The sequence below is a fragment of the Microbacterium thalassium genome (assembly GCF_014208045.1).
Classification (GTDB): Bacteria; Actinomycetota; Actinomycetes; order Actinomycetales; family Microbacteriaceae; genus Microbacterium; species Microbacterium thalassium.
The window spans coordinates 2,713,329-2,729,259 of sequence record NZ_JACHML010000001.1 but is presented as its reverse complement, the minus strand read 5'-3'; the positions used below and the strand labels follow the sequence as shown (position 1 = coordinate 2,729,259).

The window sequence follows — 15,931 nt, the reverse complement described above, 5'->3', positions numbered from 1 at the left end:
TCTTCACCATGCCTGCCGAACCGATGACGGCCGTGCCCCGGCCCCCCGCTCGCACCGCGTCCGCGCCCGTGCTCACGGGAGCCCAGGCGGTCGTCCGCTCGCTCGAGCTGCTGGGGGTCACCGACGTGTTCGGCATCCCCGGCGGCGCGATCATGCCCGTCTACGACCCGCTGATGGACGACCCCGCCGTGCGGCACTACCTCGTGCGCCACGAGCAGGGGGCCGGCCACGCCGCGGAAGGCTACGCGTCGGCGACCGGGCGCACCGGCGTCGCGATCGCGACGTCGGGACCGGGAGCGACCAACCTCGTCACCGCCATCGCCGACGCCTACATGGACTCCGTGCCGCTGGTGTGCATCACCGGCCAGGTGTTCAGCCACCTGATGGGGACGGATGCGTTCCAGGAAGCCGACATCGTCGGCATCACGATGCCGGTCACCAAGCACTCGTTCCTGGTCAAGACCGCCGAGGAGATCCCCGCCGCCATCGCCGCTGCGTTCGAGATCGCGAGCACGGGCCGCCCCGGCCCGGTCCTGGTGGACATCACCAAGGACGCGCAGCAGGCGTCCGCCCCGTTCGCGTGGCCGCCCAAGCTCGACCTGCCCGGCTATCGACCCGTCACCAAGGCGCACGGCAAGCAGATCAGCGCGGCCGCCCAGATGCTGGCGGCGGCTCAGAAGCCCGTGCTCTATGTCGGGGGCGGTGTGATCCGCGCGAAGGCGTCCGAAGAGCTCCGCGCCCTCGCCGAGGCCACGGGTGCACCGCTGGTGACCACGCTCATGGCCCGCGGCGCGTTCCCGGACTCGCACCCGCAGCACCTCGGCATGCCCGGGATGCACGGGACGGTGCCGGCGGTGCTCGCGCTGCAGGAGGCCGACCTCCTCGTCGCCCTCGGCACCCGCTTCGACGACCGGGTCACGGGCAAGTCCGATCAGTTCGCGCCGAACGCGAAGGTCGTGCACGTCGACATCGACCCGGCCGAGATCTCGAAGATCCGCACAGCCGACGTCCCGATCGTGGGCGACCTCAAGGACGTTCTGGTCGATCTCGCCACCGCGTACTCCAGCGCGGCGGCCGAGGACCGGGCCGACCTCGACCCGTGGTGGGCGTTCCTCGACGGCCTGCGCACCGAGTTCCCGCTGGGCTACGCCCCGACCGAGGACGGCCTGCTCGCGCCCCAGTACGTGATCCAGCGGATCGGCGAGCTGACCGGCCCGGACGCGATCTACGCCGCGGGCGTGGGGCAGCACCAGATGTGGGCGGCCCAGTTCATCAAGTACGAGCGGCCGAACTCGTGGCTGAACTCCGGCGGCGCCGGCACGATGGGCTATGCGGTCCCCGCGGCCATGGGCGCCAAGGTCGCCGACCCCGAGCGTGTGGTGTGGGCGATCGACGGCGACGGATGCTTCCAGATGACGAACCAGGAGCTGGCGACCTGCGTCATCAACGACATCCCGATCAAGGTCGCGATCATCAACAACTCGTCGCTGGGCATGGTCCGTCAGTGGCAGACGCTGTTCCTCGAGGGCCGGCACTCGAACACCGACCTCAACACCGGGCACGGCACCGTCCACATCCCGGACTTCGTCAAGCTGGCCGAGGCCTACGGCTGCCTCGCGCTGCGCGTCGAGACGGAGGACGAGGTGGATGCCGCGATCAAGACCGCGCTCGAGACGAACGACCGCCCCGTGGTGATCGACTTCGTCGTGAGCGCCGACGCGATGGTGTGGCCGATGGTTCCGCAGGGCGTCAGCAACAGCTACGTGCAGTACGCGCGCAACCACTCGCCCGCCTTCAACGAGCAGGAGGACTGAGCCATGTCGAGCCACGTGCTGAGCCTCCTCGTCGAGGACAAGCCGGGTCTGCTGACCCGCGTCGCAGGGCTCTTCGCCCGTCGCGGCTTCAACATCGAGTCCCTCGCCGTGGGCGTGACCGAGGTGCCCGGTCTGTCGCGCATCACGGTCGTCGTCGACGTCGAGGGTCTTCCCCTCGAGCAGGTGACCAAGCAGCTGAACAAGCTCGTGAACGTCATCAAGATCGTCGAGCTGGAGCCCGCCGCATCCGTCCAGCGCGAGCACATGCTGGTGAAGGTGCGCGCCGACAACCAGACGCGCTCGAACGTGCTCGAGGTCGTCAACCTCTTCCGCGGGTCGGTGGTCGACTACGCCGTCGACGCTCTCGTGGTGGAGATCACCGGCGACAAGGGCAAGGTGGACGCGTTCCTGCGCGCCATCGAGCCGTTCGGCATCAAGGAGCTCGCCCAGTCGGGCCTGCTCGCCATCGGGCGCGGCGGCAAGAGCATCACCGAGCGCGTCCTGCGCGGCTGACCCACCAGAATCCGGGCTTGCGCGCGCCGGTCATCGAGCGCGCGGAGCCAGCAGCAACGAAACAACAAGGAGAAACACCATGGCAGAGATGTTCTACGACGAGGACGCCGACCTCTCGCTCATCCAGGGCAAGAAGGTCGCGATCGTCGGCTACGGCTCGCAGGGTCACGCGCACGCCCAGAACCTGCGCGACTCGGGTGTCGAGGTCGTCATCGCCCTCAAGGACGGGTCGAAGTCCACCGCGAAGGCGCAGGAGGACGGCTTCGAGGTCAAGAACGTGGCGGATGCCGCCGAGTGGGCCGACCTCATCATGATCCTCGCGCCCGACCAGCACCAGCGCTCGATCTTCAGCGACAGCATCAAGGACAAGCTCACGCCGGGCAAGACGCTCGCCTTCGCGCACGGGTTCAACATCCGCTTCGGCTACATCGAGGCGCCCGAGGGCGTCGACGTGATCCTCGTCGCCCCCAAGGCACCCGGTCACACCGTGCGCCGCGAGTACGTCGCCGGCCGCGGCATCCCCGACATCATCGCCGTCGAGAAGGACGCGTCGGGCCAGGCCTGGGACGTCGCGAAGTCGTACGCCAAGGCGATCGGCGGCACGCGTGCCGGCGTCATCAAGACGACCTTCACCGAAGAGACCGAGACCGACCTGTTCGGCGAGCAGGCCGTCCTCTGCGGTGGTATGTCGCACCTGGTCCAGTACGGCTTCGAGACGCTGACCGAGGCGGGCTACCAGCCCGAGATCGCCTACTTCGAGGTGCTGCACGAGCTCAAGCTCATCGTCGACCTCATGTGGGAGGGCGGCATCGCCAAGCAGCGCTGGTCGATCTCGGACACCGCCGAGTACGGCGACTACGTCTCGGGCCCGCGGGTCATCGACCCCAGCGTCAAGGAGAACATGAAGGGCGTCCTCGCCGACATCCAGTCGGGCGCGTTCGCGAAGCGCTTCATCGCCGACCAGGACGCCGGCGCCCCCGAGTTCCAGGCTCTCCGCGAGAAGGAGGCGCAGCACCCGATCGAGACGACCGGCCGCGAGCTGCGGGGCCTGTTCGCGTGGAAGCAGCAGGACTCCGACTACACCGAGGGCTCGGCCGCGCGCTGATCCCTCGCCCATGACCGCCGGCTCATAACGCTCGGCTTCACCGGCTCCCGCCCCCCGCACCCAGGGGGCGGGAGCTCTTTCGTGGGCGGGCGCGTGCGCGGTAGCGCGGCTGTAACGGGTCGGACACCCCGCCGATATGCGCGTATGTCACCCTCGACTGCACGATCGGGGAGATCCAGACCGAGGAGGTGCGAGATGGAGGATGTCGCGGGCACAGCGGTCGCGGTGACTGTGATGATGGCCGTCATCGGGATGCTGTCGGTGCGCCCGCCCTGGCTCGGAGTTCCGCCGGCGGCGGACCTGCCGCCCGGCGATGAGCACCTCGACGAGCTCGACGAGTTCTGGACGTAGTCGCCGTCCGTCGACACGGAGGGCGGCGCCGCGCGGTGACCTCGTGCACGCGCGGTCCTGTGTGTCAGACCTGCGCCGCGGCGAGCTCGGCCAGCCGTGCGCGTCCGGGACCGATGCTCGCCTTGAGGCGTGTGACGGCGTCGACGACCGCGGGGTCGTCGGCCCGATCGGCGGGGATCCGCGAGGGATTGAGGGTCGTGGTGTTCGCCCATTCGCGGATGTCGGGGTGGCGCGATATCCCGAGTGATGCGTCGCCGCCGACGATCTGCATCTCGACCCAGTCCTCCGGCGTGTCCGAATACGGCGAGGGGCGGCACGCGTCATTGCGCTCCTCGTCGGTGGTGCGGGTGGCCTCGACGTAGCCGGTGAGGGCGGCGCCGAAGCAGGGGAACCCCACGCGCACCGCGCGCGGGCGGATGGCGTCGGGCTCCCAGATCGGCACGAGCTCGCGGGTGGGCAGCCCAGGGGCGGCGCAGTGCACGATGACCGCGTCGGGCGACACGGCGACGTCTCCGTCGTCGAACGACAGCCGGCCGCGCCCCACCGAGCGCACATGCCCGCGCCGCACGACGTCGTCCACCCGCCGCAGCAGGTCGAGCTCCCACGACGCGATCGTGGGCGTCTTCGCCATCGTGGGGGTCACGCTGCGGTCGATGCGAAGCATGATGTCGCGATCCTCCAGCCGCAGGAAGATGTCGTCGGCGGACTCGGACTCCCTCACCGCCTCCATCGTGTCGGCGGCCATGCCGAGGAAGATCGCCGGGTCTGGCTGGACGACGGCGCGGTTGAGGATCCACGGCTCGCGCGGGCGCACCCAGCAGATCGCGTCCGGGTCGACGCCCTGCTGCTGGAGCCACACGCACGCGTCCATCCCGGTCTTGCCCGAGCCGGCGATGACGAACTGGTCGGGGACGTCGGAGAGGCGGACGAGGTCGTTCACCGGCAGCACGTTCGCGTGATCCTCGACGACGAACGGCGGCGGCGACGTGGCCGGGATCTCGCCCGACAGGTACGTCGCGTCGACGATGCGAGCGCGCGCGGCGTCGTAGCGGGCGCCGCTGACGCGGGAATGGAACAGCCCGTCGCCGTCGTACTCGCATCCGGGGAAGAAGGCGACCCGACCGGTGGCCAGCATGCGGTCCATGACCCGCCCGTAGTACGCGCACACCTCAGGCGCGGTCGCGCGCTCCTGGAGCCCCTTCTCGGGCCCGCGCGTCTGCAGGCGTCCGCCGCCCAGCAGCGTCGAGGCCACACCGTAGAAGGCGGATGCCTGATGCAGGCGCACGAACGGATACGCGTCCAGCCAGTGTCCGCCCGCGGCATGTCGACGATCGACGATCGCGACCGTCACGTCGGCATGGTCGACCAGCGCGTCGGCGAACGCCATCCCCATGGCGCCTGCGCCGACGACGAGGTAGTCGGCGCCGACCTCCGTGGCTTTCGCCATGGAGCCATCACACTCCTGCCGTGAGAGTCCGTCAAGGGCGCGCGCGTCGGATGGGCGCTCATTCCTGCGCCGTGAGCTCGGCAGCGACCGGGCAGGTGGGAGCGACTCGCTCGTCGCCCAGGTAGGTCGACCACTCCAGATCCGTGAGCTCTCTGCTGACCATCGTGCACACCGCATCGCGCAGCGCATCCGGGCTCAGGTCCCACACGAGCAGACCGTCATCGGAGGACGTCACCATCGCCCGCCCGTCGTCGCGCAGATAGCCGACGGGCCAGAAGTTGTCGGGGTCGAACGCCCCGACGATCTCGTCGCCGAGACGGTGTCCGTCGGTGAGGTCGTACAGGGCCAGGCGCTGGTCGATGCTGGCGATCAGCAGCAGCGTGCCGTCGCTGCTCACGGTCATCTGCGCGGGTGCCGTCCCCGCCTTGGCCAGCGCCTCGAGCGGTGACAGGTCCGCGTCGCTGCGCAGCAGGCGCTCCGCGTTGGCGCTGAGGACGGTGCCGTCGGGAAGGGCGATCGCGATGCTGTCGTGGTCGAGCCCTCGGGTGATCTCCTCGCCCGTCTCGATGTCGAAGACGGCCGTGCGGTCTACGCCGCCCGTCCTGCTGCGCCACGTCGCCAGGACGAGTCCTGCGCCGGGGACCTCGCTGACCGAGAGGTATTCGGTCGCTCCATCGAAGGGGATCGCGATCGGGTCGGCCGCCGGCAGGCCGGTGTCCGGATCGAAGGCGATCAGGCGGTCCGAGGTGATGGCCCACGCGTGGCCGCCCGGTCCGCCCGGCGCGAGCCATGCCTCATCGGCTTCGCCGAGCGCGGTGATCGGATAGCGATCGCCGGAGGAGACGTCCTCGAGGGTCCACGCGCCGTCGCGGTCGATGCGTGCGACCACCGTGTCGGACATCCACAGCAGGGCATAGGACGGATCGCCCACAGGTGTGTCTGCCTCGAGGTCCCACAGCTGCATGTACTCCAGCTCTTCGTCGACCTCGAGAACGTTGCCGTCGGGCAGGAGACCCATCACGACATCGCCCCTCGGGCGGATGATCGCCATCGAACCGGACGCCCCGAAGCCGTCCGTGAGGTCGTACCCGGCGGCCACCGGTCGCGTGATCGCGGGAGCATCGTCGATCCGCCACCTCTGCAGCGACGGGGGATTGAAGGGGACCACCGTCACGAACTCCGAGCCGCCGGGGAGGATATCGACCGTGTAGTTGTCCTGGGACAGGGTGTCGAAGACGCGCCCCGTCGCCTCGCCGGTCGCGAGGTCGTGCTCCTTGACGAGTCCGATGCCGGTCGCGCAGAGGAAGCTCACGGGTGCAACGACAGCACCGCTCACGCAGCGGATCGCGGAACCCGACTGACGCCACAGCACGTCGGAGGTAGCGAGGTCGATGCGTACGCCGCCCGCGTCGCCGACGGCGATGAGACCGCCCGCGCCGTCATCCATCATGTGGATATCCGCCAGGTGCGCATCGGGCAGGTCGATCGTGTCTACCAGCCGGAGCGAGTCCGGATCGTAGACGGCGATGTGCTCCTCCATGCCGATGTAGAGCCGACCATCGATCAGGGCGAGACCGTTATAGCGGCCCGGGATGTTCTCGAACTCCTCCGGGTCGTGATCGCGGGAGGCGAAGACCTCGCCGGTGGTGAGATCGATCCACGAGGGGGCGCCGGTCACCCAGTGAGCGAAGTACGCGCGGGACCCGTCGGGTGAGATCGCCGGCTTCTGCCCCGTGCGGGTGTCGAGCAGCACCGTGTCGAACTTCAGCTCTCCGGTGTCCAGGTCGATGGCCGTCATGTAGTTCGCGCAGCAGGTTCCCTCCGGCCGCAGTGTGCCCGTCTGGATGAACGCCGTCGAGGCGTCCTCGCTGATGTAGATGTCGCGCCAGATCCGGAAATCCACCGTGGGAAGCGGCACGTCCAGTTCGTCGAGCACGGCGCCGGTGTCGAGGTCCACCACGGCGGTCTCGGTGTCGCCGCCGTCTCCCGTGCCGGGCGGCGCGTCCGTCACCACGAGCGCCGTGCTCGTGCCGGGGATGAGTCGTGCGGTGACGAGAGAACCCGGGTCGAAGCGGATCGTCCGCACGAGCCCGCCCGCCTCGGTGAGGCTGCCCAGCAGCGCGGAGCGCGCCCGTGGGTCGTCGGGGTGCCGGCGGTACAGCTCCGCGGCCAGAAGCGCCGCGACATCGCGGTCGCTGTCGCGGATGCGCAGCGACGTCGCCGCGAGGGCCTCGATGCGGGCATCCTGAGCGGACGCCTGCGCCTCGGCGCCCCGGAGGGCGGCGATCCCTGTCGCCACGAGGGCCGCCATCAGGAGTACAGCGGCGGCGACCAGCGACAGCCGCAGGCGCCGGTTGTTCGCGCGTTCGCGGTTCGCGCGGGCGGCAAGCTCGCGCACCTCGTCCTGCTGTCTCTCGGCGGCGGCATCGAGGAACGCGGTCTCCACCTCGGTCAGGTCGGGCCACGAGTCCTCGCGCCATTCGAGCGCCGCGTGCAGGCGTGCGCCCCGAAGCAGATCCTCGTCGGCGCGACCGGCGGAGTTCCACACCGCCGCGGCCTCTTCGACCTGTCGCAGCATCCGCGCATTGGCCGCGTCTTCGGTGAGCCACCCGTCCAGCCGCGGCCACGTGCGGCCGACGGCCTCGTGGGCGACCATCGCCGCGTCGCCGTCCACCGTGACGAGCCGCGCCGCGACGAGTCCCTCGACGACCGAGCGCCGAACGCCGTCCGAGGTCAGGGTCGCCAGCGGGACGCGACGTCGCACGACCGTGCCCTCGGGCGTGCGCTCGATCAGGCGCATCATGAGCGACCTGCAGACCTCGCGCGCGGCGGGGGTGAGGCCGGCGTACACCTGCTCGGCGGACTGCGCGATCGCTCCGGCGATGCCGCCGGAGGCTTCGTACCCGTCGAGCGTGAGCGTCGCCCCCTCGCGCCGCGACCACGTGGCCGTGAGGGCGTGCGAGAGCGCGGGCAGGATCCCCGGGCGCTCTCCCGCGTCGCGCAGGATCACATCGATCAGTCCGGGTTCGAGGCGCAGCCCAGCCGCCTCCGCGGGCCCGGTGACGGCCTCGTGCAGCATCGCGGTGTCGAGAGGCGACAGCGCGTAGACCCCCCGGCCGAGCGGCGCGCCGACGCCGGGGAGCGCCGTCGCGCGGTCCAGGGCGTCCGACCGCAGCGTGAGGATGAGGCATCCGCCGCTCTGCACCCACTCCGACGCCCGTGCGCCGAGCTCTCGCAGCTCCTCCGGCGAAAGCGCGAGCAGTTCCTCCGCCTGATCGATGCCGATGACCGACAGTCCGTCCCCGAACGCCTCGGCCGTCGCGGCGCCGGGCGTGATGATCCCCGCCGTCCGTCCCTGCTCGCGCAGCCGCGGAACGACCCCGGCGCGCAGCAGCGAGGACTTGCCGCACCCGCTCGGACCCACGATGGTCACGATGGAGCGCGGCCGGCACCGGGCGAGGACGGCCTGGACATCGGCATCCCGCCCGAAGAACAGCGCCTCGTCGCCCTCGTCGTAGGCGGCGAGCCCGCGCCACGGACACGGCGACGTCGCGGCATCCTCCAGCTCCCCGCCGGGACGCGCGGGAGCTTCGAGCGCGACGTCATGGCGAAGGATCGCCGTCTCGAGGTCCACGAGGCTCCGGCTCGGGTCGACGCCGAGCTCCTCCGACAGTCGCGTCCGGGCGGCACGCAGGACCGCCATAGCCTCGGCCTGGCGGTCGGCCCGGTAGTTCGCCAGGGCGAGCAGGCCCCATCGACGCTCGCGCAGCGGGTCCTCGCGCACGAGGCGCTCGGCGTCCGGGATGACATCGGCATGCTCCCCGCAGCGCAGACGCGCGTCGACCAGCTCGTCCTCGACGCTCGCGCGCACCTCGCGCAGGCGAAGCGCCTCGATCTGACCGGGCGGCCAGGTCGCGACATCCGGCAGCGGGGCTCCGCGCCAGAGGTCCAGTGCCCGCCGGAAGGCCGCGGCGGCACGGTCGGGAGTCCCCTCGAGTCCGAACCGACGGCCGTCGGCCACGAGACGCTCGAACCGCACCGCGTCGATCGCGTCCCCGTCGATCCCGAGCGTGTAGCCGTCGCCGGCGGTCCTCACCGACTCGGTGCCGAGGCGCGAGCGGATGCGGGCGACGGCGTTGCGCACCTGCTGCTGCCACGTCGCGGGCAGATCGTCGCCCCAGGCGGCGTCGGCCAGCTCGGCGCCGGTCATCACGTTCCCCCGACGCACGATGAGGGCTGCGAGGACGGTGCGCTCGCGAGGGCTGAGCTCCGGCCCGTCCACGCTCAGGGGCCCCAGTACCCGCACGGTCATGCACGCCAGTCTCATCCAGCCTCCCGGATGGGTCAACGGGGGTCACCGCTGGCGGATATCGAACGGATATGCCCCGATCACGGACGGATATCCGCCGTCGCGACGCTGTGGGCACGGCGGCAGGGCGCCGTCGAGAAGGAGCGTCATCATGAACACGAACCGCACGCAGACCGGTCGTCGCACCGGCATCGTCCTCGTCCTGGCACTCGCCATCGCGGCGGGCTTCGTCGCGCCGACGGCCGCCGCGGCGCTCGGCCACGCGGTCGGCGCCGCATCCGTCACCGGCTCGAGATGGCTTCCGGTGGACGAGGCGGACTCCGTCACGATCGTCGAGCGTCCCGCCTTCGTCGACCCGCTCGCGCCCGCGGATCGCGCCGAGCGGATCGTCGTCCGCGAACTCGAGCGGCGCCGGCAGCTCGTGCTCGACCTTCAGGGCCTGACCGCGGATCGCCTCGAGCGCGAACTCGCGCGCCAGGGAGGGTGAACCGCGCCCGCGCGGCCGATGCGGGCCGAGGGGAGGGGGGTGTATCAGCGAGCGTCTCGCCGTACTCTCTGGCCAGGGAGGGGTCCGACAGCGAAGGAGCATGCCATGAACGTCTCACCATGGAGCACGATCGGATCCGGCGTCACCTGGGCGCCCGTGAAGAGCATCCAGTACTTCCTGCGCGCACGCGGGCACACGCTCGTCGCGGACGGCATCTACGGTCCCGTGACCGCGGCGGCCGTCGGTGCGTTCCAGTCCACGGTCGGCGCGACGGTCGACGGGATCGTCGGCCCGCAGACCTGGCCGCAGCTGATCATCGCGACCGCCGAAGGCGACACCGGGGACGCCGTGCGAGCCGTCCAGCAGTTCGGCTTCGTCTCGTTCCCGGGAGTGGATCCGCTCCTCGTGGACGGCGTCTACGGACCGGTCACGGCCGAGCGCGTCCGCTTCTTCCAGGAGTCGTGGGGGCTCACGCAGGACGGCATCGCCGGCCCCGAGACCTGGTCGTTCCTCAGCGCCCTCGTGCCCGGGCAGGACCTGTGGCCGCTGGTGAAGGTCGGCGCCACGCAGGCGACCAACTGGCGCGTCCTCATCGCGCAGCATCTGCTCCGAGCCCACGGCTCGGGCATCGTCGCCGACGGCATCTTCGGGCCTCTCAGCGGCGCCGCCGTCACGGCGTTCCAGCAGACGCTCCGCGCGCAGTTCATCAGCACGACGATCGGGCAGCTGGACTGGCCGGCGCTCATCATCACGGTGAAGGCGGGGGACACCGGCGAGGCGGTCAAGGCCGTGCAGAGCTTCTTCCCCGACCTCGTGGTCGACGGCGTGTTCGGTCCGCTCACCGACGCCGCCGTCCGCGGCCTGCAGGGCGTGTTCCTGCCGCCCGCCGACGGAATCGTCGGGCCCATGACCTGGCGCCTGCTCACGGTCCGGCTCTTCGACTGATGTGCGTGCGGCCCGTCGAGCGGCCGGTGAGGCGCCTCCGAGCGGGCAGCCCGAGGGCGCCGGTGGCGACCGACCGCGGGCCGCTACGCTGGCGGGGTGACCAACGACAGGGATGACGACGCGTTCCGGTGGGACGGCGACGCCGACCCGACGCTCGACGCGCCCGCCCCCCGGGCGAAGCTCCCGCGGGGCTTCACCCCGGTGGGCAAGGGGGCTGCGGACGTCGACGAGGACGACGGCGAGACGACATCCGATTCGGGCGCTGAGACGGCCGCGCGCGAGGACGCCGACGAGCCGGCCGCCGCCTCCGAGACGGACACGGGGGAGGCGGATGCCGCGGCCGCGGAGCCGGCGCACACCGGCAACGCGACGCTCGTCACGATCGGCGTGCTGGCGGGCATCGCCGCGATGTGGACCATCGGGTGGGTCATCGGCGGTCTGCGCCTGCAGGGCACGGCGGAGTTCCTCGTGTCGCCCCTGGCGTACATCCCGAGCCTGTGGCTGGCCGCGCTCGCACCCGCCATCTGGTTCGGCGCCGTCTGGCTCCTGACCCGCCGGTCCCGCGCGTGGGTGCGCGTGTCGTGGCTCGTGGCGGGCGCCGTGCTGCTGGTGCCGTGGCCCTTCGTGATGACGGGGACGGTGGGCTCGTGAGCGACACCACGGCCGCACGCCCGGCACCCACCTGGCCCACCGCCACCGTCGCGGGCGCCTTCGGCCTGCTCTACGCCTACTTCGTGTGGAACGCGCTCGCCTTCCTGATCAGCCAGGCGACCGGGGTCCTGGGCATCAACGGCTACGGGTGGTTCGTGCTGCTGTCGGCCGTGGTGTTCCCGATCGTCGCCTTCGCCGCGGCCTTCGCCGTCGCGCGGCGCCGGCGGACGTGGGAGCTCGGCGCCGCCCTGTTCGCGGGGCTCGCGCTGACGGCCGTGTTCTGGCTCGACGTCGTCGCCTACGCGGCGGTGTTCGGCGCCGGAATGCTCGGCTGACGATCGGCGTCACACGGTCGGGAGCGATCCGCGCGCCGCGCTAGGCTGACAGAGGCCGCGCCCCCGAGCATGTGCGGGCGCGGCATCCCGCAATGCACCGCGCCGTCGCGCCATGCCTCGAAGGAACCCCCGTGACGAAGCCCGTCGTTCTGATCGCAGAACAGCTCTCACCCGCCACGATCGATGCGCTCGGTCCCGATTTCGACATCCGCCACGTCGACGGAGCCGACCGGCCCGCGCTCCTGGCCGCACTCGCGGACGCGAACGCGGTCCTCATCCGGTCGGCGACGAAGATGAACGCCGAGGCCATCGAGGCCGCGCCGGTGCTCAAGGTCATCGCCCGCGCCGGCGTCGGTCTGGACAACGTCGACATCAAGGCCGCCACCACCGCCGGTGTCATGGTCGTGAACGCGCCGACCTCGAACATCATCTCGGCCGCCGAACTCACCGTCGGCCACATCCTCAACCTCGCCCGGCACATCCCCGCGGCGCACGCCTCGCTCGCGGGCGGCGCGTGGAAGCGCAGCTCGTTCACCGGCACCGAGCTGTACGAGAAGACGGTCGGCATCGTCGGCCTCGGCCGCATCGGCGGCCTCATCGCCGAGCGACTTCGCGCGTTCGGCGTGCGCGTCGTCGGCTACGACCCCTACGTCACGCCGGTGCGCGCCCAGCAGCTCGGCGTCGAGCTGCTCTCGCTCGACGATGTGCTCCGCGAGAGCGACTTCGTCACGGTGCACATGCCGAAGACCCCGGAGACGACGGGCATGATCGGCGCCGAGCAGTTCGGCATCATGAAGCCGACCGCCTACGTCGTCAACGTCGCGCGCGGCGGGCTCATCGACGAGGCTGCGCTCAAGGTCGCGCTCGAGGCGGGCGAGATCGCCGGCGCGGGCCTCGACGTCTTCACCAGCGAGCCGCCGAAGGAGGGCGGCACGGCGATCGAGCTGCTGAGCCTGCCCAACGTCGTCGTCACGCCGCACCTGGGCGCCTCGACCGACGAGGCCCAGGAGAAGGCCGGCGTCTCGGTCGCGAAGTCGGTCAAGCTCGCGCTCGAGGGCGACCTGGTCCCGGATGCCGTCAACGTCGCCGGCGGCGTCATCGACCCGTTCGTGCGCCCCGGCATCGCCCTGGTCGAGATGCTCGGCCAGTTCTTCACCGGCATCGCGCACGGCGCGCTCGCGAGCCTCGACATCGAGGTGCGCGGCGAGCTCGCCGCCTACGACGTCAGCGTCTACCGCCTCGCGGCGCTGAAGGGGATCTTCACCAACATCGTCAGCGAGAACGTCTCGTACGTGAACGCGCCGGTGTTCGCCGAGCAGCGCGGCATCGAGACGCGCATGATCGTCGAGGCGGACAGCCCCGAGTACCGCAACATCACGATCCTGCGCGGAACGCTCTCCGACGGCACGGTCCTGACGATCGCCGGCACGCTCGCGGGCACGCGGATGGTGCCGAAGGTCGTCGAGATCAACGGCTACGAGATCGAGGTCGCCATCGCGCGCCATCACGTCGTGATGCGCTACGCGGACCGGCCCGGCATCGTCGCCATCTACGGCAAGCACCTCGGGGACGCCAACATCAACATCGAGGCTCTGCAGGTCGCGCAGCCCGACGCGAGCGGACGAGCGCTGTCGGTGCTGACGGTGGACTCCGCGGTGCCCGAGGAGATCCTCGATGCGATGCAGGCCGCGACCAACGCCGATCTGTTCCAGCAGATCGAGATCACGGAGCCCTGACATGTCACGCACGGTGAAGCTCGCGATCATCCCCGGCGACGGCATCGGCGCCGAAGTCGTGGCCGAGGCCGAGAAGGTCCTCGACGCGGTGACCGAAGGCAGCGGCGTCGCGTTCGACAAGACCCGCTTCTCGCTCGGCGCCGCGCGCTACCTCGAGACCGGCGACACGCTGACGGATGCCGACCTCGACGCGATCAAGGAGCACGACGCGATCCTGCTGGGCGCGGTCGGCGGCGTGCCGGGGGACCCGCGGCTGAAGGATGCGAACATCGAGCGCGGCCTGCTGCTGAAGCTGCGCTTCAGCCTCGACCACTACGTGAACCTCCGTCCGTCGAAGCTCTACGTCGGCGCGCCGGGTCCGCTCGCCGATCCCGGCGAGATCGACTTCGTGGTCGTCCGTGAGGGGACCGAGGGGCCGTACGTCGGCAACGGGGGCTCGATCCGCACCGGGACGGCGCAGGAGGTCGCCAACGAGACGTCGGTGAACACCGCGTTCGGCATCGAGCGCGTCGTGCGCTACGCGTTCGACCTCGCCGAGCGGCGCCGGCAGAAGCTCACCCTCGTGCACAAGACCAACGTGCTCGTGCACGCCGGCGGCATGTGGAAGCGCATCGTCGACCAGGTGGCGCAGGAGCACCCCGAGGTCGCCGTAGACTATCTGCACGTCGACGCGGCAACCATCTTCCTGGTCACGAACCCGGGCCGATTCGATGTGATCGTCACCGACAACCTCTTCGGCGACATCCTCACCGACCTGGCCGGCGCCGTCACCGGTGGCATCGGCCTCGCCGCTTCGGGCAACATCAACCCCGACGGCGCGTTCCCCTCGATGTTCGAGCCCGTGCACGGTTCGGCGCCCGACATCGCAGGACAGCAGAAGGCCGACCCCACGGCCGCGATCCTCTCCGTCGCCCTCATGCTCGACCACCTCGGGCTCACGGGCGAGGCGCAGCGCATCACGCGCGCCGTCGAGACGGACATCGCCGAGCGCGGGGACGCCTCACGCACCACCGCACAGGTCGGCGACGCGATCCGCACCCGGCTCCAGGCGTAATCTTGGGGTCTGACGGCGTCGCCGCCACCCCTCACCAGCCAGGACGTGAACACATGACACTCACCGACTCCGACACGACTCTCGCTCCGCTCGAGTTCGCGGTCACGAAGAACCTCGCCGCGAAGTCGCCCGCCCAGCGGGAGGAGATCCTCGCCGCGCCCGCGTTCGGCACGGTCTTCACCGACCACATGGTCGACATCTGCTGGTCGAGCCGCGGTGGCTGGCACCGCCCGCGGGTCCAGCCCTACGGCCCGATCTCGCTGGACCCCGCGGCTGCCGTGCTCCACTACGGCCAGGAGATCTTCGAGGGCATCAAGGCGTACCGTCATGCCGACGGCTCCGTCCACACGTTCCGCCCCGACCGCAACGGCCTGCGGCTCCAGAGCAGCGCACGCCGCCTCGCCCTTCCCGAGCTGCCGGTGGAGTACTTCATCCAGTCGCTGCGCGAGCTCATCGCCGTCGATGCGGCGTGGGTGCCGTCGGGTGAGGACCAGAGCCTGTACCTGCGTCCGTTCATGTTCGCCAAGGAGGCGTTCCTCGGCGTCCGTCCGGCGCAGAAGGTCGCCTACTACGTGATCGCGAGCCCTGTGGGCGCGTACTTCAAGGGCGGCGCCAAGCCGGTCACGATCTGGCTCAGCGAGGACTACGCGCGCGCCGGCAAGGGCGGCACGGGCGCGGCCAAGACCGGCGGCAACTACGCCGCGAGCCTTCTTCCCCAGGCCGAGGCGAACGAGAACGGCTGCGACCAGGTCGTCTTCCTCGACCAGGACCGCAACGTCGAGGAGCTCGGCGGCATGAACGTCGTCTTCGTCCACAAGGACGGCACGATCGTCACGCCGCAGTCCGACTCGATCCTTCCGGGCATCACGCGCGACTCGCTGCTGCAGCTGGCCGAGGACCGCGGACACACCGTGGTGCGGCGCAGCGTCTCGCTCACCGAGTGGCGCGAGGGCGTCGCGTCGGGCGACATCGTCGAGGTCTTCGCGTGCGGCACCGCCGCCGTGGTCGCGCCGATCGGCGTGCTCAAGGGCCGGGACTTCGTCGACGAGCAGCCCATCGGCGAACTGGCGCTGTCGCTGCGCGAGGAGCTCACCGACATCCAGTACGGCCGTCGCGAGGACAGGCACGGCTGGCTGGTCCGCCTCGACGCGTAGGCGCCTCGACGCCTCGAGGTCGTCCCGACG

13 protein-coding genes are annotated in these 15,931 nt (G+C 70.8%); 11 read left to right on the top strand and 2 right to left on the bottom strand.

Going from position 1 to position 15,931, the window contains the following annotated elements:
- The first annotated feature begins 8 nt into the window (after window positions 1–8).
- The 4 genes from HD594_RS12645 (at window position 9) to HD594_RS12630 (ending at window position 3,783) form a co-directional block, all read left to right on the top strand.
- Entirely contained in the window at window positions 9–1,814 is a 1,806-nt protein-coding gene (locus HD594_RS12645) for an acetolactate synthase large subunit (protein WP_184751294.1), read from the top strand.
- 3 nt (window positions 1,815–1,817) lie between these two features.
- Entirely contained in the window at window positions 1,818–2,327 is a 510-nt protein-coding gene (gene ilvN / locus HD594_RS12640) for an acetolactate synthase small subunit (protein ID WP_184751293.1), read from the top strand.
- A gap of 79 nt (window positions 2,328–2,406) precedes the next feature.
- Window positions 2,407–3,432 (top strand): ketol-acid reductoisomerase, encoded by a 1,026-nt coding sequence (gene ilvC, locus HD594_RS12635; protein WP_184751292.1) that lies wholly within the window; start codon window positions 2,407–2,409, stop codon window positions 3,430–3,432.
- 195 nt (window positions 3,433–3,627) lie between these two features.
- A complete protein-coding gene (locus HD594_RS12630) occupies window positions 3,628–3,783 on the top strand; it encodes a hypothetical protein (RefSeq protein ID WP_184751291.1) in 156 nt (51 codons plus the stop codon).
- A 64-nt stretch (window positions 3,784–3,847) separates the two neighbouring features.
- Here the strand turns inward: HD594_RS12630 and HD594_RS12625 are convergent, their stop codons facing one another.
- Together HD594_RS12625 and HD594_RS12620 are read right to left on the bottom strand one after the other, a co-directional pair.
- Window positions 3,848–5,230, bottom strand: a complete 1,383-nt coding sequence (locus HD594_RS12625) for an NAD(P)-binding protein (RefSeq protein WP_184751290.1) — start codon at window positions 5,228–5,230, stop codon at window positions 3,848–3,850.
- 58 nt (window positions 5,231–5,288) lie between these two features.
- Window positions 5,289–9,542 (bottom strand): nSTAND1 domain-containing NTPase, encoded by a 4,254-nt coding sequence (locus HD594_RS12620; RefSeq protein WP_184751289.1) that lies wholly within the window; start codon window positions 9,540–9,542, stop codon window positions 5,289–5,291.
- A gap of 148 nt (window positions 9,543–9,690) precedes the next feature.
- Between HD594_RS12620 and HD594_RS12615 the strand changes: the two genes are divergently transcribed.
- The 7 genes from HD594_RS12615 (at window position 9,691) to HD594_RS12585 (ending at window position 15,901) form a co-directional block, all read left to right on the top strand.
- Window positions 9,691–10,026 (top strand): hypothetical protein, encoded by a 336-nt coding sequence (locus HD594_RS12615; protein ID WP_184751288.1) that lies wholly within the window; start codon window positions 9,691–9,693, stop codon window positions 10,024–10,026.
- 105 nt (window positions 10,027–10,131) lie between these two features.
- The gene (locus HD594_RS17720; protein ID WP_184751287.1) at window positions 10,132–10,971 is read left to right on the top strand and encodes a peptidoglycan-binding domain-containing protein; all 840 of its coding nucleotides are present in this window, start codon (window positions 10,132–10,134) and stop codon (window positions 10,969–10,971) included.
- A gap of 96 nt (window positions 10,972–11,067) precedes the next feature.
- The gene (locus HD594_RS12605; RefSeq protein ID WP_184751286.1) at window positions 11,068–11,622 is read left to right on the top strand and encodes a DNA polymerase III subunit gamma/tau; all 555 of its coding nucleotides are present in this window, start codon (window positions 11,068–11,070) and stop codon (window positions 11,620–11,622) included.
- Window positions 11,619–11,957, top strand: a complete 339-nt coding sequence (locus tag HD594_RS12600) for a bacitracin resistance protein (protein ID WP_184751285.1) — start codon at window positions 11,619–11,621, stop codon at window positions 11,955–11,957. The genes HD594_RS12605 and HD594_RS12600 overlap by 4 nt, the downstream gene beginning before the upstream one ends.
- Before the next feature lie 131 nt (window positions 11,958–12,088).
- Window positions 12,089–13,693 carry a phosphoglycerate dehydrogenase gene (gene serA, locus HD594_RS12595; protein WP_184751284.1) on the top strand — a complete coding sequence of 535 codons (1,605 nt, stop codon included), beginning with the start codon at window positions 12,089–12,091 and terminating at the stop codon, window positions 13,691–13,693.
- 1 nt (window position 13,694) lies between these two features.
- Window positions 13,695–14,747 carry a 3-isopropylmalate dehydrogenase gene (locus HD594_RS12590; RefSeq protein ID WP_184751283.1) on the top strand — a complete coding sequence of 351 codons (1,053 nt, stop codon included), beginning with the start codon at window positions 13,695–13,697 and terminating at the stop codon, window positions 14,745–14,747.
- A 53-nt stretch (window positions 14,748–14,800) separates the two neighbouring features.
- Window positions 14,801–15,901: a branched-chain amino acid aminotransferase gene (locus tag HD594_RS12585; protein ID WP_184751282.1), complete on the top strand. Its 1,101-nt coding sequence runs from the start codon at window positions 14,801–14,803 to the stop codon at window positions 15,899–15,901.
- The last annotated feature ends 30 nt before the right edge of the window (window positions 15,902–15,931 follow it).

Excerpts from the sequence above, each read along its gene's own strand:
- HD594_RS12645 (WP_184751294.1), top strand. The coding sequence starts at position 9 with ATGCCTGCCGAACCGATGACGGCCGTGCCCCGGCCCCCCGCTCGCACC.
- ilvN (WP_184751293.1), top strand. The coding sequence starts at position 1,818 with ATGTCGAGCCACGTGCTGAGCCTCCTCGTCGAGGACAAGCCGGGTCTG.
- ilvC (WP_184751292.1), top strand. The coding sequence starts at position 2,407 with ATGGCAGAGATGTTCTACGACGAGGACGCCGACCTCTCGCTCATCCAG.
- HD594_RS12630 (WP_184751291.1), top strand. The coding sequence starts at position 3,628 with ATGGAGGATGTCGCGGGCACAGCGGTCGCGGTGACTGTGATGATGGCC.
- HD594_RS12625 (WP_184751290.1), bottom strand. The coding sequence starts at position 5,230 with ATGGCGAAAGCCACGGAGGTCGGCGCCGACTACCTCGTCGTCGGCGCA.
- HD594_RS12620 (WP_184751289.1), bottom strand. The coding sequence starts at position 9,542 with ATGACCGTGCGGGTACTGGGGCCCCTGAGCGTGGACGGGCCGGAGCTC.
- HD594_RS12615 (WP_184751288.1), top strand. The coding sequence starts at position 9,691 with ATGAACACGAACCGCACGCAGACCGGTCGTCGCACCGGCATCGTCCTC.
- HD594_RS17720 (WP_184751287.1), top strand. The coding sequence starts at position 10,132 with ATGAACGTCTCACCATGGAGCACGATCGGATCCGGCGTCACCTGGGCG.
- HD594_RS12590 (WP_184751283.1), top strand. The coding sequence starts at position 13,695 with ATGTCACGCACGGTGAAGCTCGCGATCATCCCCGGCGACGGCATCGGC.
- HD594_RS12585 (WP_184751282.1), top strand. The coding sequence starts at position 14,801 with ATGACACTCACCGACTCCGACACGACTCTCGCTCCGCTCGAGTTCGCG.